An 18,734-nucleotide genomic window follows, 5' to 3' on the forward strand; every position below is an offset into this window, starting at 1 on the left:
CGCGGCCGGTCAGCCGATCGCGAGCGTGGCGGTGACCACCGGCCCCTCGCCCCGGTGCACGACCCGGTTGCCCGTGCCGTCCCGCGGCCCGGCCGGGTCGTGCAGCCGGAACCCGGTGGCCGTCAGGAAGGCGGCGCCGGGCTCCCAGCCGGCCGGAATGCTCGCGGTCACCGTCCGGAGGCCGCGCTCGCGTCCCCTCTCGACGAGCGCCCGAAGGACCGCCGATCCCACCCCTTGCCGCCGGTGCGCCGGCGCCAGCAGGAACAGCCCGGCGGCCGCCGTCCACTGGTCGGGATGACCGGGGACCACGTCGACGACCCCGACGATCTCGCCGTCCCGTTCGACGACCAGGATCTCCTTCGTCTCCGGTGCGACGCCCTCGGGAGCCGCGTAGAACAGGCTCTGGAAGTCACCGGGCAGCGCCCGGTCACCGTTGACCGCCGTGAAATAGTCGCCGGCCTGGTCGAAGACCCGTAGCACGGCAGCCTCGTCCGCCGGCTCGGCCTCCCGGACGCATAGCCCGGCGCCGACCGCGATGGCCTCGAACGTCATACCGGCATCACCTTCGGGTCCATTCTGGCGACTCTAATAGCCCGCATCGGCTTCGTCGCGCCACCCATTCCGGCCCCGGGCCGGTGACGACGCAGCCCGTCGTGGCGGACGAAGATCTCCCGGCGCTCGCAAGCGTTCCCGCACCCGCGACCGCGCCGTCACACTTCAGCGCCCGCGCCCCGCCGCGACCGGGTCGATCGGGGTCAGCACGCCGAGTCGCTCCTCGATGGCCGCCGCCGCGGCGAGGCAGGTGTCCTCGCGGTACGGGCGTCCGATGAGCTGCACCCCGGCCGGCAACCCGTCCTCGACGCCGGTCGGGACGGCCACCGCCGGGAGCCCGGCGAAGCTGCTCGCCGTGCACAGGCGCATCGCCGTGGTGACGAGGTCCCGGCCGGCCGGGTCGCGGGACTCGATGCCCGGTTCGACCGGCGGCTCGGTGAAGACCGGGCCGAGCAGCAGCGGATACCGCTGGAGGAACTCGCCCCACGCCCGCTGGACGCCGAGCCGGACCCCGGTCAGCCGCAGGAACTCGGCGGCGTCCACCGGTGGCGTCCGCGCCATGCCGAGCTCGATGTACCGGTGCGCGTCCGGGCCGAGCAGTGCGCGGATGGCCGGCCAGGCCGGGGCGAACTCGGTCATCACCATGGACTGGTACGCCCGCAGGGCATCGTCCAGCCGGGGCACGTCGGCCACGGCTTCGACGGCGTAGCCGGCGTCCCGCAGCGCCCCGGCCGCGGCGTCGACGGCACGGGCCACGGCCGGGTGGACGCCGAGCCCGCCGGGATCGGCGACGACGGCGACGCGGATCGGAGCGGGCAGCGGCTCGCCGGTCAGCGGTACCGGCACGGCGCGCGGATCGCCCGGGTCGGCGCCGGCCAGCACCTGGAAGACCGCGTGCAGGTCCGCGACCCGGCGCGCGAGGGGGCCGTCGGCGACGAAGGTCTGCGAGCACCAGCCCGGATCGTCCGGGCCGATGCGGTGGTCGGCCGGGAACCTGCCGTACGTCGGTTTGAGCGCCGCCACCCCGCAGAACGCCGCCGGGATGCGCACCGAGCCGCCGGAGTCGTTGCCCAGCCCGAGCGCGGCCATCCCGGTCGCCACCGCGACGCCGTCGCCGCCGCTGCTGCCGCCCGGCGTCCGGGACGGGTCCCACGGGTTCACCGAGTCGCCGAACAGCTCGCTGCGGGTGTGCATGCCGGCCAGGGTGAGCGTCGGCATGTTGCTGTGCCCGATGACCACCGCACCCGCGGCACGCAGCCGGGCCACCGGCGGAGCGTCGGCGCCGGCCACCAGGTGCCGCAGCCGGGACGCGCCGTGCGTGGTCGGCACGCCGGCCACCGCGAGGTTCTCCTTGACCGTGAACGGCACCCCGGCCAGCGGGCCGGGCCGGGTGCCGGCGGCGCGCTGCCGGTCCACCGCCGCGGCGTCCTCGCGAGCCCGGTCGGCGAGCACCTGGGTGACCGCGTTCACCCGGGGATTGACCTCGGCGATCCGGGCCAGGTGCTGCTCGGCCAGGTCGATCGCGGAGATCTCTCCGGTGCGGACCGCGGCCGCCTGGCGTACCGCGTCCATCCGCCACATCTCGTCTCCCACAGCGCCTCCCCAGCCGAACCGATACAACCGCATCGGATCGTAGAATGAATCCGATGCAACCGCATCGGATTACCGGAGGTGGATCGTGAGCCGCGACAGTGACCGGGAGGACCGCCGCCGCCGCATCGCCGAGGCGGTGTGTGCGCTGGCCGACGAGCACGGGATGGACGGTGTCACGCTGCGCGACGTGGCGACTCGCGCCGACGTCTCGATGGGCGCGGTGCAGCGGTGTTTCCGCACCAAGGACGAGATGCTGGTGTTCGTGCTCAGGCACGTCGGCACCCGGGTCACCGAGCGGGTGCAGGACGGGCTGGGCGGCGCGCCGACCGGCGACCTGGCGCACGCGGTCGGCGAGATCGCCCTGCTCGGCGACGAGCATCGGACCGAGGCGCGGGTGTGGCTGGCCTTCGTGGCCAGGGCCGCGGTCAGCCCGCCGCTCGCCGAGGTCCTGCGCGGCAGCTACCGGGAGCTGACGAGCCTGATCGAACGGCTGGTCATCGCCCTGGGCGTGCCCGACGCCCGGGTCGAGGCGCAGGCCCTGCTCGCCCTGGCCGACGGTCTCACCACGCACGTCCTGGTCGGACACCTCGACCAGGACGCCGCCACGAAGATCCTCCGGGCTTACCTGGCGCAGCTCACCGCGTGACGGGCACCTGTTCCCGCAGGAACGCCAGGATCCGGGCGGACGTTTCCGGGTAGTCCGGGTCGCCGGGGTTCAGGTACTGGCCGTGACCGGCACCGTGGATGGTGACGAACCGTTTCGGCCACGGGACGGCGGCGTAGGCGGCTCGACCGGCCTCGATCTCGACCACCGGGTCCCGGTCGCCGTGCAGGAACAGCATCGGTGCGGCCGGCCCGGCGAACCCGGTCGACGGCCGCCGCCCGGCCACCGACACCGCGGCCCGCAGCGCCGGTGAATGCCCCTTCCGGAACAGGCCCAGCGTCGTCGTCCCACCGGCCGAGAAGCCGACCGCCGCCACGTGCGTGCCGTCCAGATGCCCGGCCAGGTCCCCGCCGGCCAGCTTCGTCAGCACGTAGGCCGCGTCCGCCGGCTGCCGCGGGATGTCCCCGGCATCCACCTCGACGTGCCCGTTCGTGTGCGGATAGGCCGGCGCGGCGACCACGTATCCGGCTTGCGCCCACGTGGTGGCCAGCGGCGCGAACTGCTCCGGCAGCCCGCCGAGCCCGTGGCTGAACAGCACTATCGGGTGTTTCCCGGCGGCGATGCCGGTGCCGTCCGGGCCGCTGGCATACCACAGCGTGGTCGGCAACGGCCGGTCCGCGCCGCGGGCGAACCGCACGACCTTGGTCACCACCCGAGGGCCGGCCGCGGCGGGCGGATGGGCCTGGGCCCGGGGCCCGGTGCCGCATCCGCCCACCAGCAGCACGGCCGTCACTGTCATCGCCCCGATACCTCGCACGCCGCGGAACGCTAGCGACGGGCATCGAGGATCAACACCACGGTACGGCCGGAATCCCGGGCCGATCAGCCGACGGCACGCCGGATCAGGGCGGTGATCCGCTCCTCCTCGGCCGCGTTCAGCGTGGTCAGCGCGTAGGCGACCGGCCAGAACGCGCCGTCGTCGAGGTTCGCCGCGTCGTTGAAGCCGAGCGTGGCGTACCGGGTCTTGAACTTCGCGGCCGGCTGGAAGAAGCAGACCAGTTTGCCGTCGCGGGCGTACGCCGGCATGCCGTACCACAGCTTGGGTGTCAGTTCCGGGGCGGCCGCCTTCACCAGCGCGTGGAGTCGCTCGGCGAGGGCCCGGTCCGCGTCGCCCATCTCGGCGATCTTCGCCAGCACCTCGGGCTCGGGATCGGCCTTGGCGCGTGACCCGCGTCGCGCCGCCCTCACCTCGCTGGCGCGCTCCTTCATCGCCGCGCGCTCCTCGTCGGTGAACCGGGTGGTCGTCTCGCTCATGATCGCTCTCCTCGTTCCCTGCGATGTGGTGCGTCCAGCCTCGCCCGCCGACCACCACCGGCACATCCGTGCTCACCACGGAACGCCCCACGTACCGGCGCCCGTGGTGCGGCCAGGAACAGCCCCTGGGGGCAACCGTCCCGGTCCGCGAGCGACGGTGCGGACACCCAGGCGCTCGAGCCGGCCTATCCGGCGACGGCCGCCGACGCCAGGTCGTCGGCTGCCGCGTCGAGGAAGGCGCGGCGCGGTTTCCTGATGTGTTCCCAGACCTTTTCGTCCTGTGGGTGCTCGGGGTCGGACGGACCATTCCGGATGACGTCCTGCAGGGCGAAAGCGAGTTCGCGCGCGGCCGCGTTGACGGCCGGCCGGCAGAGGAGGTGAATGGTTTTCTGGGCGGCCCAGATGCGGTCCTCGATCTCCCGCGCCCGGGCCTGCCACCGCTCGTCGTCGTGGCCGTGGTGGTACCGGTCCACCGCGACCCGTTCCGCCTCCTGCGCGACAGCGATGAAGCCGATCAGGTGGGTGATGCGCTCGGCTCGCCGGGTCTCCATCAGGTCGCAGGACCGGCGGCGCTCCTCGGCGCGCTCGGCGGCGGTCCGCTGCACGGTCTGCCCGACGAACGAGGTGACGCCACCCACGACCACGCCGGCCAACGAGGCGCCCGCGGTCCACACTTCAACGCCCATGTTCCTCCGCTCGATAAGCCGATGGGAACGATTCATGGTAGGTGCCGGGGCGCCATTCGCCCGTCCCTCGCGGGGATGACGCCACGCCGTTCCGGAATCCGCCGCCGACCGGATCTGAACCGTTCCCGGGCCGTCGCCGTATCCCCCGGCACGAATGTGCACCGTGAGTGCAAATGGAGCGAGAGGAGTGTTCATGACCGGCAAGCGGAAGCGGATCGTGCTGGGCGGCGTGGTCGCCGCGGTGACGGCCGGGGCCTTGGTGGTGGTGCAGAACAGCTTCGCCGCGACCATCCCGGGAGCCGGGCCGAGGGCCGGCACCAGGGCCGCCGCCGCCTGCGGTGACGTCCGGATCATCGTGACCCGGGCCTCCACCGAGGCGCCCGGCACCGGCATCATCGGCTCCCTGGCCACCGCTGTCACCCGGGCCAGCAAGCAGACCGTCACCACCGAGGCGACCGACTACCCGGCCCTGCTCAACCCCTACCCACCGAGCGTCGCGGCCGGCACCCGCGCCCTCACCAAGCAGCTCACCGACACCGCCACCGGCTGCCCGGCCACCAAGCTCGTGCTGATGGGCTACTCGCAGGGCGCGCACGTGATCGGCGACGTGCTGGCCGGTACCGGACAGGTCGCCGGCTTCACCCGCGCCGACGCGATCGGGACGGAGATCGCCGACCGGGTCGTGGCGGTCATCCTGATGGGCGACCCCCGGTTCGTACCGGGAAAGGTCTTCAACGCGGGCACCTCACGGACCCGCGGTCTGTTCCCGCGCGGCGCCGACGCGTCCCTGGACGCCTTCGCGGACCGCACCCGGTCGTTCTGTGACACCGGGGACACCTTCTGCGCCGGCGGGCAGAGCGTCGCCGTCCACCTGAGCTACACCCGCAAGTACAACCGGGAGGCCGGCGCCTTCGTGCTGAACCGGATCGGCGGCTGAGAACGGTCAGGCGAAGAAGGCGGCGCTCGCGGCATCGGCCGGGTAGTACGACTCGATCGCCACCTCATCGAGGGTGATGTCCATCGGCGTACCGAAGGTGGTGATCGTCGAGAACAGCCGCAACTCCCGCCCGTCCATCCGGATGATCATCGGGATCACCACGTCGGCAGCCACCCGCTCGCCCTCCTTCTCGGTGCCGCCCGCCAGCAGTTCCTCGAACAGCGCCGCCAGTTCCGGGTCGGGCGCCGCCGCCAGCTGCCGCCCGACCCGACCGCGGAACACCGCTCGCACGTCGGGCAGGTTCACCACCATCGGCGCGAAGCCGCGCGGGTCCAGGCCCAGCCGGATCAGGTTGACCGGCGGCCTCAGCAGCGCCGGGTCGACCCGGTCCAGGAACGGCCGGACCGCCCGGTTGGTCATCAGGATGTTCCACCGGCGATCGAAGAGCAGCGCCGGATAGGGCTCGTGGGCGCGCAGCACCCGGCGGACCGCCTCGCGCGCCCCGGCGAGTTCGGCCAGCGGCCGCTCGGTGTACCGGGGCGCGAACCCCGCGGCGAGCAGCAGCCGATTGCGGTCCCGCAGCGGCACCCGCAGCTGCTCCGCGAGCCGGAGGATCATGTCGGCGCTCGGCCGGGATCTGCCGGTCTCGACCAGGCTGACGTGCCGGGCCGAGACGTCCGCCGCGTTCGCCAGGTCCAGCTGGCTGAGGCCCCGGCGATGGCGCCACTGACGCAGTTGTTCCCCCACGGTTCGCACGCGTCAATGAAATCCCATGTCATCGACAAGCCCTGCGGGGGCCGAAACACTGCTGCTCATGACCGATTCCAACAAGGTCCTTGTCCAGCGGGCGCTGGCTGGGCTCATCCAGACCGGCGACGTCGGCGCGCTCGCCACCTTCCTGACCGGCGACTTCCGGCACCACCGGCCAGGCGGGCTCACCCTGTCCAGAACCGAGTGGCTGGCTGCCGTCGAGGCCGCCCTGGCACCGCTCGCCGGCATGCGGGTCGAGATCGAGCAGCTGCTGGCCGAGGGCGACCATGTCGTGGTCTTCTCCCGGCGTTGGTTGCCGGACGGCGGACCGGAGATCACCGTGGTCGACCGGTGGCGGATCCAGGACGGGCTGATCGCCGAGGGCTGGGAGCTGATCGAGCCGACAGCCGAGGTCACCATGCATCTCGCCTGGTGGACAGTCGCCCCCGTTCGTTGATGTCGACCTCGGGTGCAGTTCTTGCGTCACGAATGCTCGCGGTGCCCTACTTGGCCGCGACGGGTGCCATCTGACTGACGATCGCCGTCCGCCGCCTCTGCCGCACCCCTTTCCGCCTGACTCCCGCCGCACTCCGCCAACCCCGTCCGCACGCGCGAGGTCCGCTTCTGGTCACTCTCACCACGATTTCGGTACGCCCGGGGCGCGCCCGCCGTACCGAAATCGTGGTGACCGCGACCCGGAGCGCGCCCGGACCGAGGTGGCGCCGCGGCTCATCGGGCGTCCGTCGCCCCGGCGTGGTCGGCCTGCCGGCTCCCCGTCACGCCTCAGCGGGGGACCACCTGGCCGCACGCGTCACCAGGTCCACTTCGGGGCTCCGATCCCCAGCCGGCCAGCGGCCCACCACCCGGGCTTGCATCCGGTACCCAGGTACAGGCTTACCGTCGTGTCATGACCGCCACCGAGCCGCTGTGGGTGCCCGACGCGTGCACCCTGCCCACCGCTGAGCAGCCTTTTCGCCTTGCCGAGGTCGACCGGCTCTTCGCCACCGCGGTGCGCGGGATCGACATGACGGGCCCGACAAGGGTACGGCTGCGGCTGGCCGGACCGGACGGGCTGGCCGAGACCGTGCGAGATCTGACCGCGCGGGAGAGCGCCTGCTGCTCCTTCTTCGGCTTCACCGTCACCGCCGAACCCGCCGTCGCCGGTGAATCGGTGACTCTGGAGGTTCAGGTGCCACGCCAGCACACGGCGGTCCTCGACGCCCTCGTGCGGCGGGCCGTCACCGCGGCGGCTGCCGGTAGCCGGGACACGTCGCCGCGGGCCACGGCGTGACGGCGCCGGATCGGGGCGGGTTGCGCACCGGTGAGGTCGCCGAGCGGGCCGGCGTCAACATTCAGACGCTGCGCTACTACGAACGCCGCGGCCTGCTCGCCGAACCGGTTCGCTCGACCGGCGGGCATCGGCTGTACCCGCGGGACACCGTCGCCCTGCTCACCGTGATCAAGGCGGCGCAGCGGCTCGGCTTCACCCTCGACGAGGTCGCCGACCTGCTGGCCGCGGGCCGCCGCCGGCACCCGAGCGTGGATCTGCGGCAGCGCGCCATCAGCAAGATCGCCGAGATCGACGCGAAGATCGCCGACCTGACCGCGATCCGGGCCTCGCTGACCGAGGTCGTCGACGCCCGCTGCGACAGCCTCACCAACTGCACCTGCGCCGACTGCCCGATCCCGTTCCTGACCATCGGCACCGCCGAGCGCCCCGACGGAGACCCCGCATGAACCAGCCCACCCCACCGGTCCCGCACGTCGGCGACGGCCCACCCGCCCGCAGCAAGGTCACCGGCACTCTCGCGGCCCTGGCCTGCGCGGCGTGCTGCGCCCTCCCGCCGCTCATCACCGCCGGCGTGCTCACCGCGGCCGGCGCGGCGCTCCTCCAGCAGACCCTGCTCGCCGTCGCCGCGACCCTGACGGCCGCCGCGCTGGTGATGTGGTGGCTGCACCGGCGCCGCACCGCCCGGCCTGCCGTACCCGCTGAGCATGATCAGGGTTGTGGGGGCCGGTGCGCATCCGGGAAGTCCGCGCCAAACCCAGCGGGAGTGGGGCGCGGTGGGTGTGGCTCACGATGTTCGCCCGTGGCCGGCGGGGTTACCGGCGGCCGGTGAGCCTGTGCGACGACCGCACTGCTCGCTTTCACCGAGGGCGATCTGCAGCAACTGCGGCGGATGGGACCGCCACGCCGCTACCGCATGATGCCCGACGGCGTGATTCCGTCAGCGAGTATCGGTAACAAACCCAAGGTCAGCAGCCCAGAACAAGATCGACAGAGGCGTATGATGCCGCGATGTGGGAACCGACATCTACGGTGCGATCGAGGTCCGTGACCTGATCGGTGCCGCCGCCCTCGACGGTCCGCTCGACGCCGATCCCCACAATGAGGCGCCGTGGGTGCGCTGCATGGATCTTTACCCGCTCTATCCCGGAGGCGATTACCAGCCGTTGGGCTGCCTATTCGGCATCCGTAACTGGAACGGTTGGGAGCCGGTCGCCGAAGGCCGTGGGCTGCCGGCCGACGTGTCAGAGGCCGTTCGGAAGGAATACGAACACGACGCGGAGATCGACCGGGCGATCGGCGGCAGCACCTGGGTTTCCTGGTCAGAACTGCGCGCCCTCGACATGAGCGTCACCCCCTTGGCGCGCGGCGTGCTCGAGATCAATGAGAACGGATCCAGCCTCTACCACTGCTACCGCGTCGAGGACGAATGGCCCGCCGACGTCGTAGCTGAGTACGGGCAACCCATGGTCGGCGAGTCTCCGATCACCGCCGCATACGGCAGCTGGCAGCATGGCGCCACTACCCTCACGTACAAGAGGGTGACCCGCAACGACGTGCTCGGAACCGGCACTGGATGGGATCACGTCTTCGCCATCATGCGATCCCTCGCGAAGCGCTTCGGGGAAGAAGGCGTACGCCTCGTCGTTTGGTTCGACTGACAACGCTCGATCCAAGCCACCTGGTGGCGCTCAAACTCAGCGATACGAAAATGGCTCCGCCGGCTGTGGCGCTCGAAGTGAGCGACAACTGGCTCTCGAACTGGGCTCTGGCGCAAACTGTGTGATTGATCTTGACCGATGAGTCGTTGTTCGGCTGTGTTATACCGTCGAGCAGCTTCTCCCTCATCTGGCCGGCATCGAGATCGAAGAGGTGCACGCCGGCGCTGAACTGGTCCTCGTAGCCGCCGCGCGTCGGGACGAAGGAGTGTGTCCCGTCTGCTCGGCGTCATCGTCGCGAGTCCATTCGCGGTATCAGCGGACGTTGACCGATGCACCGGTGGCGGGGCGGCTGGTACGGATCTTGCTGAGGGTTCGACGGTTCTTCTGCGGCAACCCGGAGTGCCGGAGCAAGACCTTCGCCGAACAGGTTGACGGGTTGACTCGCCGCTGGACACGCACGAGTGAAGGGCTCCGGCGGATGCTCACGGAGATCGGACTCGCGTTCTCCAGAAGATCCTCGACCGCTGCCCGGAGCTGCGATGCGGTGTCGATCTGGTCCGCTCGTTCGCCGACATGATGACTCACCTGCACGGCGAACGTCTCACCGCGTGGATCACCGCCGCCGAACAGGCCGTGCTGCCCGGCGTCAGCCGGTTCGCCACCGGCTTGAACGCCGACCTCGCCGCGGTCACCGCCGGGCTCAGCCTGCCCTTCAGCTCCGGACCGGTCGAAGGCAACGTCAACCGCATCAAGATGATCAAACGGCAGATGTACGGCCGGGCCGGCTTCGACCTGCTCAGGAAACGTGTACTCCTGTCATGACTGTCGATCATGCTGATCGAGCCTTCAGCGCTGATATGGAACCACTCCGGTATAAGTACTGCTCGTGGACGTCACTTCATTCGATATGCGCTGGGAGATCGTCGGATCCGGCTGGGCCAAACTGACCTGGATCGCCGATGACGACGAGCTTCAGGTGATTACGTCCTATACCGGTCACGGGCTCCAGGGCCTCCTTCGGAGCGCGGTCGACCTGCACCTCGGATCCAAATCCTCCCTGGCCTGGCTATCCGACGAACCCCATGCTCACGTCTTCGTCTTCACCGGAGCCGCCGAACACGTCTACGTCCAGATCCTCCGGCTACCTGATGAGTATGCGGAGGATCCATGGATCGGTGCGAAGCGCCGATGGGCGGCCCGGATCCCCACTCGCGCCTTCATCACAGCCGCAGCTCACATGGCCCAAGCAGTACTCGACCAACACGGTGAGGCCGGCTACCGGCAGGCATGGAGGAACATGTCCTTCCCAAGCCGCGAGCTGGCTGTGCTGCGGAGTGGAAGCACCCAACCGCTTCCTTAATCGCACTCCCGCCGCCAGGTTTCACTATTTTCGCGCCAGAGCCGACTTCCGGCGCCACTCCTGCTAGCCCGCCTGCCGCAATGTTCGTGAGAACCGGCGCCACCAGTAGATCTTCACTACTGGTGCCGTCGGCCGTGCCCGCTCACCCTGCGTGCAAACGAGCATCAGGTCTCTCGGAGTGCGGACGCGCGGAACTGCCGATGAGAGCGCATCGATACTGCCGCGGAGCGCGCGATAATGATTCAACCTCATAGTTGAATGAACTATATATAATTACATCATGATACTGTCTCGTCAGAGCCGCAAGAATTCTGCTATAGGCCAAGCGCCCGCAAGTATAATAAAGGACGAGTCAATCCAATTCTTGCTGGTTGAATTCGCTTCGATACGCGAGTTCCGAGCGTTCGCCTACGCGATCGTCGAGAAGCGGATCCAGTTCATCATTGCTCTTCAGGCGGCTGAAACGGCATTTATTGGGGTCCTTGTGACCCAGCACACTGACAAGCGGGTCGTCGCGCTAGTTTCCCTTGTTCTCGGCTTGCCCACACTGCTTCTTACCTATCTGACGTACCTTCGAGCGCTAGATTTTCAAATCCAAGGACGCAGGTACATCAGAGCGATGAATGCAATACGTGGCTACTTTGTCTCGAATGATCCGAAGATTTCCTCAGCCGTTCTTCTTCCAACGGATCCGCGATTTCCAAGGTTCGATCAAATTGGATACGGCGGCTCGACAATGCAGAGCCTTGCGACTAAGGTCCTCGTCCTGGTAATCTTTCTTTTCAGTTTGTTGAGCTTCGCAGCCATGTGGCTGATTATGTCTTTCACGATCGAAGCGACAGGTGCGCCGGTGGTGGCCGCCATGGTATCGGCTTCTTTGTGTCTTATCGTTTCCCTGCTGGAGCGCAATCGCACGAAGCGCCACCTTCGTAGGGCAGAAGAAGAATCAGCAACTTGATCGAATTTCCCGCGTGGTCATGGCATCGTGAGGAGGTCCGCTCATGCCGAAATCCGGTAACTCGAATCCCGGGGATAAGGGACGGCCCGATGTCGAGGCGCCAACAGGACGCCCATACGATGCGGTCGAACTTGTGGAGTCGGCCGGGAGCAGATTCAGACACCGCGTCCCGGCCGAATTTTTCGGCCGAGGCTCAGCCCAGCGACTTCAATGCCTTGTCCAAGGTGGCGAAGACGGTGTCGGAGCCACCCTTCCAGGACGGCACCGGATCCGCCTGACCGGGCGCCAGTTGGTAGAGCCACCAGATGTTCTGCCAGGGGTCGAGCATCCGGGCGAGCGTCGTCTCACCGTAGAACGGGGTCGGTTCGGTCACCGTCGTGGCGCCCTCGACACCGGCCCGCTCGAGCACCGCCGCTGCGTCGGTCACCCACAGCTGCAGCAGGCTGGGCCGCGCCGGCCAGCCGACCAGCCGGTCGGCGACCATCAGGTCGACCGTGCCGAGCCGCAGCTGGGCGTGGATGAGCTTGCCGTCCGGCATCGGCGTCCGCGCCTCGACGGTCTCGGCCGCACCAAACACCTCGGCCACAAAGTCCACGAACCGCGCGGCGTCATCCACAATCACGAACGGATTGAGGACGGCGCCGCCATAGGGGACAGCTTCCGGAGAGAGCAGAACGTCGCTGGTCATGCCGAGGATCATGCCGTCATCTGCGGTCAGTTCCTGACCTAATACCTCAGCGGCGCCGAGGCCGCTGAAATGGCGAGAGCCCCCGGCGCCGGCCGGTCGTTGCCGCCGACAGGCATCCACACCCAAGACTCTCCCATGCGGCTTCATATCCCCTTGTGGCACCGCGCTCGGCATCCGCTCATGCCGCAGATAGGGCGTGCCCTGGCTCCGGCGACCGTCACCGTTCGTATACGGCATGTCCGGCGGTCGACACATGAACGCGCCTCGCTGATGGATGGCGCCGAAAACTCGGTTCTGGCACAGGAAGTGTGATTGATCTTCGCGGATGACTTGTTGTCCGGCTGTGTGACGAGACGATCCGGAAGCTCCTTCCGGCCGCAGACCGTCAGTGGTGCACAACCGGCGGCGCGTCACCACCGTTCACCTGCTCGACGAAGGTCCGCACGGTGCAGGCGGCGTTGCCGCAGATGAGATGTACGGCAGAGCCGGCTTCGACCTGCTCCGCAAGAGGGTCTTGCTCGCGCCCTGATCGCTGAACAGCGTCCCTGCCTCGCATCGATCCGGCAGGCTGTGATGTTCTGCCCACCATGTCTGAGAACGCCGACCGGCTCGTCTCGATCCCGTTGGAGAAGGCCATCGAAACCGCCCGACTCCTGGAGAGCATCGTCGTCTCACTGGACCGGATCGGCTCCCGCCAAGCAGCAGGTAACGCCGACGCTGACACGCTTGACCAGTTCATGACCGAATGGCTCGTCGGACCGCGTCTCTCCCGCGCCCGTTCCGTGCTGTGGGATGCCATCACGGAGGTGATCGGCGAGGAGAAGACTGAGGCAATCGCCGAATCGACCCCTCGCTTCCCGAACCCCGTTCCGGACGAGGTACGCGCGCTACGCCAGGAGTTGCGAAGGCGGAACGAGACGCAGTTTGGCCACTCATGACCACGTGCCGGGTCATCTCCACACTTCCTGTGCCAGAACCTCGAACTGGGGCCCATTCGTCAGCCTTCTCGGGACCCATCCCTTGATCGGTCGTTCGTGTTTTCGTGAGTTCGGCCCCACCCGTTGGTGAGATCAGCTCGGCGACGTGATGTCGTCCGAGGCTTTGTACGGGGTGGACCGAGGCGACATCGGCTGAGCATCATGATGCCGGTTCGGGCCGCGGGGAGCCGGTGTGCTGGACCAGCAGCGCCGCGATCGCGAGCAGGCCGCCGCAGATCAGCAGGGCGAGGGGCATGGTGGCAAGGTGAGCGACCGCGGCGATGGCGAGCCCGCAGGCGATCTCTCCGAGGTATTTGGCTTGGGCGAGTAACGAGTGCACCGTGGCCCGGACGGCGCTGACGGTCTGTTCGTTGATCCAGATGGTGGTGAACGTGCGGGTCAGCGGCAGCGCACCAGCGGCCAGGAGCACGGCGAGGCTTCCGCTGTTTCCCTCGGGGGCGACGGCCAGGCCGGTGACGCCGACCGCGGCGACCGTGCAGGCGGTGACGAAGCCTCGTCGCAGCGTGTGGACACCGTTGATGCGTGGCCGCACCAGGCGGAGTGCGGCGGCGCCGGCGAGGCTCACCAGCACGCCCAGGCCGCCAAGCCACAGCAGGGGATCGACGGAGAGCCCGACATCGACCAGTCTCAACGGGTAGAGGCGGCCGAACGCGTTGACGACTCCATTGACCATGAACGTCGCCGCGAAGATGCCGAGGATGACACGACTGGCGCGCACCAGGGCCGATCCGCGCACCAGGATCGACCAGGAAGCGGACCAGCGCTTCACGCGGACCGGCCGAAACCGGCGCTCAGGGAAGCGCGCCACAACATAGCCACCGAGCAGCAGCATGGCGGCTCCGGCAACCATCATGGCGGAGCGGGGGTCGGTCAGCCAGGCCAGCCCGCTGACGCTCATCAGTCCGGCGACCGTCCCGGTCAGCTGGGCCTGGTCCGCACGCAGCAACACCGCAGCGACGGCTGTTGGCTCGTCCAGTTCGTCGCTGATCCATGCCACGTCTGCGCCGCTGGCGAAGTTCCAGGACAGGCCCCACAGCATCTGCGTCGCCAGCACCGGCACGAACTCGCTGACGAGGCCGGTGGCGAGCATGGCGGTGCCCATGAGGACATGCGAGATGACCAGCGACCACTTGCGGCTCACCGTGTCGGCGAGCATGCCCGCGGGAACCTCGAACACCAGCGCGGCGACTGACTGACCGACACCGATCAATGCCAGCTCGGACGCCGGCAGATGCGCGTCGACAACCAGGTAGACGCTGGTGACCGCCCACCACCCTCGATGCAGGACAGCACGGCACCATGTCCACCTCACGAACACCGTGGCGAGGCTGGAGTCACCACTCATCGTGGACGACCGCGGATCTCAGCTAGCACCACCCACGGGACCTTACGGATCGGTCGCCGTCATGACAGGCACGACGTGTCCTACGCGGTCGTGCGCACCTACGTCGCCGACCGCACAACCGGGCCCCGTTCCCACACGCACGAAGTCACACGCTGGTAGGTTCCGCCGCGTATCAGAGATCGTTACCGGTGGATGTGCAGGCGGCGGTCGCCAGCGGTTCCATTTCGCCCTGACCTGAACGCGCGACCTCGGCCCCCGGCTGGGTCACCGCGCACAGCAGCCGGGGAGAACCAGTTCGCGCCGGCCGGACCGCCCTCGTCCGGCGGGTGTTGGTCCCGCGAAGGATCGGGCATGAGCTGTCCATGAGCGGATACGTACTCGTGGGCGGGTGGCCGGGTTCCGGGAAGACGACGGTGGCCCGAGCTCTGGCCTCCCGGCTCCAGCTCCCCTGCCTGTCCAAGGACGACGTCAAGGAAGCGCTCATGGACTCCTTGGGTACGCCCTCGACCGTCGAACAGTCACGTCGGCTGGGTGTGGCAGCCGTTCACGCGGTACTTCGCGTCGCTCGGGGGTGTCCCGGCGCGGTCATCGACAGCACCTGGTTTCCCTACTCCCTGCCTCTGGTGCGCGCTCTCGCCGGTCCCTTCGTCGAGATCCGCTGCCGGGTCAGCGTCGGGGTGGCGCGGGAACGGTATCGACGCCGTGTCCGGGACGAGCGGCATCTGGACATGCGGCGCACCGAGCAGGAACTCTGGGGAGAAGATATTCCCCCGCTCGGAGTCGGGCCGGTGATCGAGGTGGACACTGTGCGGACGGTCGACACCGCCGCCCTTGCGGCGACTGTCCGGGTCGCCTTGGGCGGGACCGCAGGACAAGTGGTGTAACTCCGATCAAGAAGCTGTCGGCCAGCACGACGGGCCCGGGTCGCGCCGCTGGCGGCCCCGGCCTCGCGGGTGGGCGGGACCGGGGCGACACGGGACCGCTCACCGCGTACCGGAAAGCGGCGGTCCGGAAGGAAAGCGGACCGTGACCGGGAAGGATCAGGCTCGCATCACGGTGGCGATGGGGATGCGGGCGGCTCGCAGGGCCGGGACGAAGCCGCCCAGGATCCCCGCGACCAGGCCGGCGACGATCCCGGAGACGCCGGCTGACCAGGGGAACTCGACGTTCTGCAGGAAGGGTTCGGACGAGCCGAGGACCGCCGAGAGCACCTTGAGCCCGGCCACGCTCAGCCCGATCGCCAGGGCGGCGGTCAGCAGGCCGGTGAGCAGGGTCTCCGCGAGGACGATGCCGGCCAGGACCGCCCGTGGGGTGCCGACCGCGCGGCGCAGCGCGAACTCCTCGATGCGCTCGCCGACCGTGGCCAGGCCGACGTTCAGGACGCCGGCCGCGCCGATCACCAGGACCAGGCCGGCCATCGCCAGGAAGATCAGGCGGAGCAGGTTGAGCTGGTCCTTCATCTGTTTGCGGGTGTTGATGGTCTCGGCGGCGAGGCCCTGCGCGCCCAGGCCGGTGAGTTTGGCGATCAGGACCGGTTCGACGGGGGTGCCGGCGGCCATCGCGACCTGGATGTCGCCCATCGTGTTCGGGTCGCCGAGCCGGGCCAGCGGAAGCCAGCTGGTGAGCTCGTCGAGACGCAGGTACGCGTGCGGCGACGCGTCGCCGTCCTTGATCACGCCGACGAACCGCGGCGTCAGGTTGGCGGTCGCGCCCGGTACCCGCATCTCGGCCGGCACCTGGTAGCGGGTGAAGCCCTTGGCCGCCTCCTCGTTGAGCACCAGCCGTGGTGCCATCATCGGCGCGGTGCCGAAGTCCAGCCACTGCCCGGACTTCACCTGGTACGGCCGGAACGGCCGGACGTCCCCGGTCAGCGCGGTGAGCCGCAGCTCGATCGCCTGCCCCCGCGGTGCGCCCTCGTTCGGGTCGTAGCAGCCGTTCTGGTTGCAGATCTGCGAGTTGCCGCCGCCCCAGTCCTGGTCGAACGGCGACCCGCCCTCGTTGACCGGGCGCACCCCGGGCTCGCCGATGATCGCGCTGAGGTTGAACAGGCCGACCGCGTCGGTACGGCTGCGCACGGTGTCCGCGACGGCCTGGCTCGCGCCGGTCATCGACGGTACGTAGAGCGCCTTGCTGCCGTCGACGCCGGAGTTCAGTTCGACGTCGGCGAGCTGGAGGCGTTCGGCGATGCCGGCGCCGGCCTGGACCACGACGACGGCGAGGACGCCGAGGAACAGGCTGACCATGGACAGGAAGGTGCGCAGTTTGCGGGCCCGGATGCCCTGTATCCCGATGATCGTGGCGGTGCGCAGCCGGCCGGAGAGACGGATCATGCGAGCACCCGCTCACTGAGCACGCCGGCCTCCAGGTCGACCGTGCGGCCCATCCGAGCGGCGTGGTCCCGGTCGTGGGTGACCAGGATCAGTGCGCAGCCCCGGGTGGTCGCCTCGAGCAGCGCGTCGATCACGACGGTGCCGGTCTCGATGTCGAGCGCGCCGGTCGGCTCGTCGGCGAGCAGGATCTGCGGCTCGCGCACCAGGGCGCGGGCGATCGCCACCCGCTGCTGCTCACCGCCGGACATCTTGGCCGGCCGGTTTTTCGCCAGGTGGGCGATGCCGACCTGGTCGAGGGCGTGCATGACCCGGGCGCGGCGTTCCCGGCGGGGCAGCCAGCCCTGGCCGTTGATCAGGGCCATCGCCACGTTCTGTGCGGCGGTCAGGTGCTTGAGCAGGAAGAACCGCTGGAAGACGAAGCCGAAGTGCGAGCTGCGCAGCTTGGCGGCGTGCCGCTCGGGCAGCCGGCTGATGTCCCGGCCGTTGAGCAGGTAGCTGCCGGAGTCCGGCCGGTCGAACAGGCCGAGGACGCTGAGCAGGGTGCTCTTGCCGGAACCGGAGCGGCCGACGATGGCGACGCTCTCCCCGGCCCGGACGGTCAGGTCGACGCCGTCGAGGATGGTGCGCGGCTGCTCCTGACCCTTGAGCACCTTGGTGATGCCGGTGAGTTCGATCAGCTCGCTCATCCGACCGGGTTCCCGCCGGTCGGGGCGACGGTGGGCAGGTTCGGGCCGGGGATCGCTATCGTCTCGTCGCCGCGCAGGCCCTTCGTGATCTGGACGACCTTGCCGTCGGAGAGGCCGAGCACCACGTCGACGGTCTTGCGGGTGTGCTCCTCCCCGGTGACCACGTCGACCTTGCCCCGGCCCTGCGCGCCGGCGACCGCCTCGACCGGCAGGACCAGCGCGTTCGTGGCGCGGCCGGTGATCACTTCGAGGGTGACGTCGGCACCGTTGATCAGTTTGACGCTGGCCGGCGGAACACAGACCAAGCGCATGCCCGTCGGTTCCGACCCGCCGGTGCTGCCGCTGTCCCCCGCCGCCGGGTCGGCGGCCGGCGCCGACGCGTCCGGAGCCGGCGACGCGGTGGTGGCGGCCGGCTCGGGCACGGTGCCGGCCGGCAGCGCGGCGATGGTGCCGAGCGTCTTGCACCTGAACGGCCCGGGACCGTTCTTGATCTGCGCCTGGACGGTCTTGACCGCGCCGGAGATCCGGTACGCCTGGTCACTGCCGATCTCCGCGACGATGCCGTACCCGGCGTGCTGCGCGGACACCACCGGCATGCCCTTGGTGACCTCGGCGTGGTCCTCCATCAGCCGGCCGGCGAAGGTGGCCCCCTTGGGGATCTCCACCCGGCGCGGGAAGTCGTCGTGCCAGACGCTGGCCACCCACTCCGGGCTGCTCACCGGCGTCTTGGACGGCACTCGGACGACCCAGCGCAGCTCGCCGTCGGCCGGTGCGACGATCCCGAAGACCGGGTTGATGGTGACCTTGCCGGTGAGGCTGACCTGGTTGGTCAGGTCCTGGCGGGTGGGCTGGACCGTGGTCAGCACGGTGCCCCGATCGGCCAGCCCGGGCGTCGAGGTCTCGTCACCGCCGGAGGTGCAGCCGGCCATCACGAAACCCAGTAACACCACGCTCAGCCGGACAGGCCTGCTCGCCTTCACCCGG

23 protein-coding genes are annotated in these 18,734 nt (G+C 69.5%); 12 read left to right on the plus strand and 11 right to left on the minus strand.

What is annotated here, in order from left to right:
• Positions 1-9: 9 nt before the first annotated feature.
• Positions 10-552: a GNAT family N-acetyltransferase gene (locus Actob_RS23695; RefSeq protein WP_284913991.1), complete on the minus strand. Its 543-nt coding sequence runs from the start codon at positions 550-552 to the stop codon at positions 10-12.
• A 165-nt stretch (positions 553-717) separates the two neighbouring features.
• A complete protein-coding gene (locus Actob_RS23700; protein WP_284913992.1) occupies positions 718-2,145 on the minus strand; it encodes an amidase in 1,428 nt (475 codons plus the stop codon).
• 85 nt (positions 2,146-2,230) lie between these two features.
• Here Actob_RS23700 and Actob_RS23705 point away from each other — a divergent pair, with 85 nt between their 5' ends.
• On the plus strand, positions 2,231-2,791 hold the full coding sequence (locus Actob_RS23705) for a TetR/AcrR family transcriptional regulator (protein WP_284913993.1): 561 nt from the start codon (positions 2,231-2,233) through the stop codon (positions 2,789-2,791).
• Here Actob_RS23705 and Actob_RS23710 read toward each other — a convergent pair.
• The 3 genes from Actob_RS23710 to Actob_RS23720 form a co-directional block, all read right to left on the minus strand.
• Positions 2,781-3,548, minus strand: coding sequence for an alpha/beta hydrolase family protein (locus Actob_RS23710; RefSeq protein WP_284913994.1), 768 nt, complete (start codon positions 3,546-3,548; stop codon positions 2,781-2,783). The two genes, Actob_RS23705 and Actob_RS23710, sit on opposite strands and share 11 nt — an antisense overlap.
• A gap of 83 nt (positions 3,549-3,631) precedes the next feature.
• Positions 3,632-4,063, minus strand: a complete 432-nt coding sequence (locus Actob_RS23715; RefSeq protein WP_284913995.1) for an iron chaperone — start codon at positions 4,061-4,063, stop codon at positions 3,632-3,634.
• Positions 4,064-4,248: 185 nt separating this feature from the next.
• Positions 4,249-4,749, minus strand: coding sequence for a hypothetical protein (locus tag Actob_RS23720; RefSeq protein WP_284913996.1), 501 nt, complete (start codon positions 4,747-4,749; stop codon positions 4,249-4,251).
• Between the two features lie 193 nt (positions 4,750-4,942).
• Between Actob_RS23720 and Actob_RS23725 the strand changes: the two genes are divergently transcribed.
• Positions 4,943-5,686 (plus strand): cutinase family protein, encoded by a 744-nt coding sequence (locus Actob_RS23725; protein ID WP_284913997.1) that lies wholly within the window; start codon positions 4,943-4,945, stop codon positions 5,684-5,686.
• Between the two features lie 6 nt (positions 5,687-5,692).
• Here the strand turns inward: Actob_RS23725 and Actob_RS23730 are convergent, their stop codons facing one another.
• Complete coding sequence (locus tag Actob_RS23730) at positions 5,693-6,442, minus strand: helix-turn-helix domain-containing protein (RefSeq protein ID WP_284913998.1); 750 nt, start codon at positions 6,440-6,442, stop codon at positions 5,693-5,695.
• A gap of 58 nt (positions 6,443-6,500) precedes the next feature.
• Between Actob_RS23730 and Actob_RS23735 the strand changes: the two genes are divergently transcribed.
• The 8 genes from Actob_RS23735 to Actob_RS23770 all read left to right on the plus strand — a co-directional run bounded on the left by Actob_RS23735 (position 6,501) and on the right by Actob_RS23770 (position 11,703).
• Positions 6,501-6,893 carry a nuclear transport factor 2 family protein gene (locus Actob_RS23735; RefSeq protein ID WP_284913999.1) on the plus strand — a complete coding sequence of 131 codons (393 nt, stop codon included), beginning with the start codon at positions 6,501-6,503 and terminating at the stop codon, positions 6,891-6,893.
• A gap of 450 nt (positions 6,894-7,343) precedes the next feature.
• Positions 7,344-7,727: a hypothetical protein gene (locus Actob_RS23740; protein ID WP_284914000.1), complete on the plus strand. Its 384-nt coding sequence runs from the start codon at positions 7,344-7,346 to the stop codon at positions 7,725-7,727.
• On the plus strand, positions 7,724-8,173 hold the full coding sequence (locus tag Actob_RS23745; RefSeq protein ID WP_284914001.1) for a MerR family transcriptional regulator: 450 nt from the start codon (positions 7,724-7,726) through the stop codon (positions 8,171-8,173). The genes Actob_RS23740 and Actob_RS23745 overlap by 4 nt, the downstream gene beginning before the upstream one ends.
• A 564-nt stretch (positions 8,174-8,737) precedes the next feature.
• A complete protein-coding gene (locus Actob_RS23750) occupies positions 8,738-9,385 on the plus strand; it encodes a hypothetical protein (RefSeq protein WP_284914002.1) in 648 nt (215 codons plus the stop codon).
• A gap of 265 nt (positions 9,386-9,650) precedes the next feature.
• Complete coding sequence (locus Actob_RS44095; RefSeq protein ID WP_407653715.1) at positions 9,651-9,962, plus strand: transposase family protein; 312 nt, start codon at positions 9,651-9,653, stop codon at positions 9,960-9,962.
• Entirely contained in the window at positions 9,959-10,207 is a 249-nt protein-coding gene (locus Actob_RS23760; RefSeq protein ID WP_407653386.1) for a transposase, read from the plus strand. The genes Actob_RS44095 and Actob_RS23760 overlap by 4 nt, the downstream gene beginning before the upstream one ends.
• A gap of 64 nt (positions 10,208-10,271) precedes the next feature.
• On the plus strand, positions 10,272-10,745 hold the full coding sequence (locus Actob_RS23765; protein ID WP_284914003.1) for a hypothetical protein: 474 nt from the start codon (positions 10,272-10,274) through the stop codon (positions 10,743-10,745).
• A 364-nt stretch (positions 10,746-11,109) separates the two neighbouring features.
• On the plus strand, positions 11,110-11,703 hold the full coding sequence (locus Actob_RS23770; protein WP_284914004.1) for a hypothetical protein: 594 nt from the start codon (positions 11,110-11,112) through the stop codon (positions 11,701-11,703).
• 193 nt (positions 11,704-11,896) lie between these two features.
• Here Actob_RS23770 and Actob_RS23775 read toward each other — a convergent pair whose 3' ends face one another.
• Entirely contained in the window at positions 11,897-12,403 is a 507-nt protein-coding gene (locus tag Actob_RS23775; RefSeq protein ID WP_284914005.1) for a VOC family protein, read from the minus strand.
• Positions 12,404-12,978: 575 nt separating this feature from the next.
• Between Actob_RS23775 and Actob_RS23780 the strand changes: the two genes are divergently transcribed.
• Entirely contained in the window at positions 12,979-13,329 is a 351-nt protein-coding gene (locus Actob_RS23780; RefSeq protein ID WP_284914006.1) for a hypothetical protein, read from the plus strand.
• A gap of 199 nt (positions 13,330-13,528) precedes the next feature.
• Here the strand turns inward: Actob_RS23780 and Actob_RS23785 are convergent, their stop codons facing one another.
• Complete coding sequence (locus Actob_RS23785; RefSeq protein WP_284914007.1) at positions 13,529-14,734, minus strand: MFS transporter; 1,206 nt, start codon at positions 14,732-14,734, stop codon at positions 13,529-13,531.
• A gap of 362 nt (positions 14,735-15,096) precedes the next feature.
• Between Actob_RS23785 and Actob_RS23790 the strand changes: the two genes are divergently transcribed.
• Complete coding sequence (locus Actob_RS23790) at positions 15,097-15,618, plus strand: AAA family ATPase (protein WP_284914008.1); 522 nt, start codon at positions 15,097-15,099, stop codon at positions 15,616-15,618.
• Between the two features lie 156 nt (positions 15,619-15,774).
• Here the strand turns inward: Actob_RS23790 and Actob_RS23795 are convergent, their stop codons facing one another.
• Genes Actob_RS23795 through Actob_RS23805 form a run of 3 tightly spaced genes read right to left on the minus strand, consistent with a single transcriptional unit; the run spans position 15,775 to position 18,679 of the window.
• Positions 15,775-17,064: an ABC transporter permease gene (locus Actob_RS23795; protein ID WP_284914009.1), complete on the minus strand. Its 1,290-nt coding sequence runs from the start codon at positions 17,062-17,064 to the stop codon at positions 15,775-15,777.
• A complete protein-coding gene (locus Actob_RS23800) occupies positions 17,061-17,750 on the minus strand; it encodes an ABC transporter ATP-binding protein (RefSeq protein WP_284914010.1) in 690 nt (229 codons plus the stop codon). Before Actob_RS23800 ends, Actob_RS23795 begins: the two co-directional genes overlap by 4 nt.
• Complete coding sequence (locus Actob_RS23805; protein WP_284914011.1) at positions 17,747-18,679, minus strand: efflux RND transporter periplasmic adaptor subunit; 933 nt, start codon at positions 18,677-18,679, stop codon at positions 17,747-17,749. Before Actob_RS23805 ends, Actob_RS23800 begins: the two co-directional genes overlap by 4 nt.
• Positions 18,680-18,734 lie beyond the last annotated feature (55 nt).

The sequence above is a fragment of the Actinoplanes oblitus genome, from assembly GCF_030252345.1.
Lineage (GTDB): Bacteria > Actinomycetota > Actinomycetes > Mycobacteriales > Micromonosporaceae > Actinoplanes > Actinoplanes oblitus.

Excerpts from the sequence above, each read along its gene's own strand:
- Actob_RS23725 (WP_284913997.1), top strand. The coding sequence starts at position 4,943 with ATGACCGGCAAGCGGAAGCGGATCGTGCTGGGCGGCGTGGTCGCCGCG.
- Actob_RS23775 (WP_284914005.1), bottom strand. The coding sequence starts at position 12,403 with ATGATCCTCGGCATGACCAGCGACGTTCTGCTCTCTCCGGAAGCTGTC.
- Actob_RS23795 (WP_284914009.1), bottom strand. The coding sequence starts at position 17,064 with ATGATCCGTCTCTCCGGCCGGCTGCGCACCGCCACGATCATCGGGATA.
- Actob_RS23790 (WP_284914008.1), top strand. The coding sequence starts at position 15,097 with ATGAGCGGATACGTACTCGTGGGCGGGTGGCCGGGTTCCGGGAAGACG.
- Actob_RS23805 (WP_284914011.1), bottom strand. The coding sequence starts at position 18,679 with ATGGCCGGCTGCACCTCCGGCGGTGACGAGACCTCGACGCCCGGGCTG.
- Actob_RS23710 (WP_284913994.1), bottom strand. The coding sequence starts at position 3,548 with ATGACAGTGACGGCCGTGCTGCTGGTGGGCGGATGCGGCACCGGGCCC.
- Actob_RS23695 (WP_284913991.1), bottom strand. The coding sequence starts at position 552 with ATGACGTTCGAGGCCATCGCGGTCGGCGCCGGGCTATGCGTCCGGGAG.
- Actob_RS23715 (WP_284913995.1), bottom strand. The coding sequence starts at position 4,063 with ATGAGCGAGACGACCACCCGGTTCACCGACGAGGAGCGCGCGGCGATG.
- Actob_RS23735 (WP_284913999.1), top strand. The coding sequence starts at position 6,501 with ATGACCGATTCCAACAAGGTCCTTGTCCAGCGGGCGCTGGCTGGGCTC.
- Actob_RS23785 (WP_284914007.1), bottom strand. The coding sequence starts at position 14,734 with ATGAGTGGTGACTCCAGCCTCGCCACGGTGTTCGTGAGGTGGACATGG.
- Actob_RS23720 (WP_284913996.1), bottom strand. The coding sequence starts at position 4,749 with ATGGGCGTTGAAGTGTGGACCGCGGGCGCCTCGTTGGCCGGCGTGGTC.
- Actob_RS23740 (WP_284914000.1), top strand. The coding sequence starts at position 7,344 with ATGACCGCCACCGAGCCGCTGTGGGTGCCCGACGCGTGCACCCTGCCC.
- Actob_RS23800 (WP_284914010.1), bottom strand. The coding sequence starts at position 17,750 with ATGAGCGAGCTGATCGAACTCACCGGCATCACCAAGGTGCTCAAGGGT.
- Actob_RS23780 (WP_284914006.1), top strand. The coding sequence starts at position 12,979 with ATGTCTGAGAACGCCGACCGGCTCGTCTCGATCCCGTTGGAGAAGGCC.
- Actob_RS23760 (WP_407653386.1), top strand. The coding sequence starts at position 9,959 with ATGATGACTCACCTGCACGGCGAACGTCTCACCGCGTGGATCACCGCC.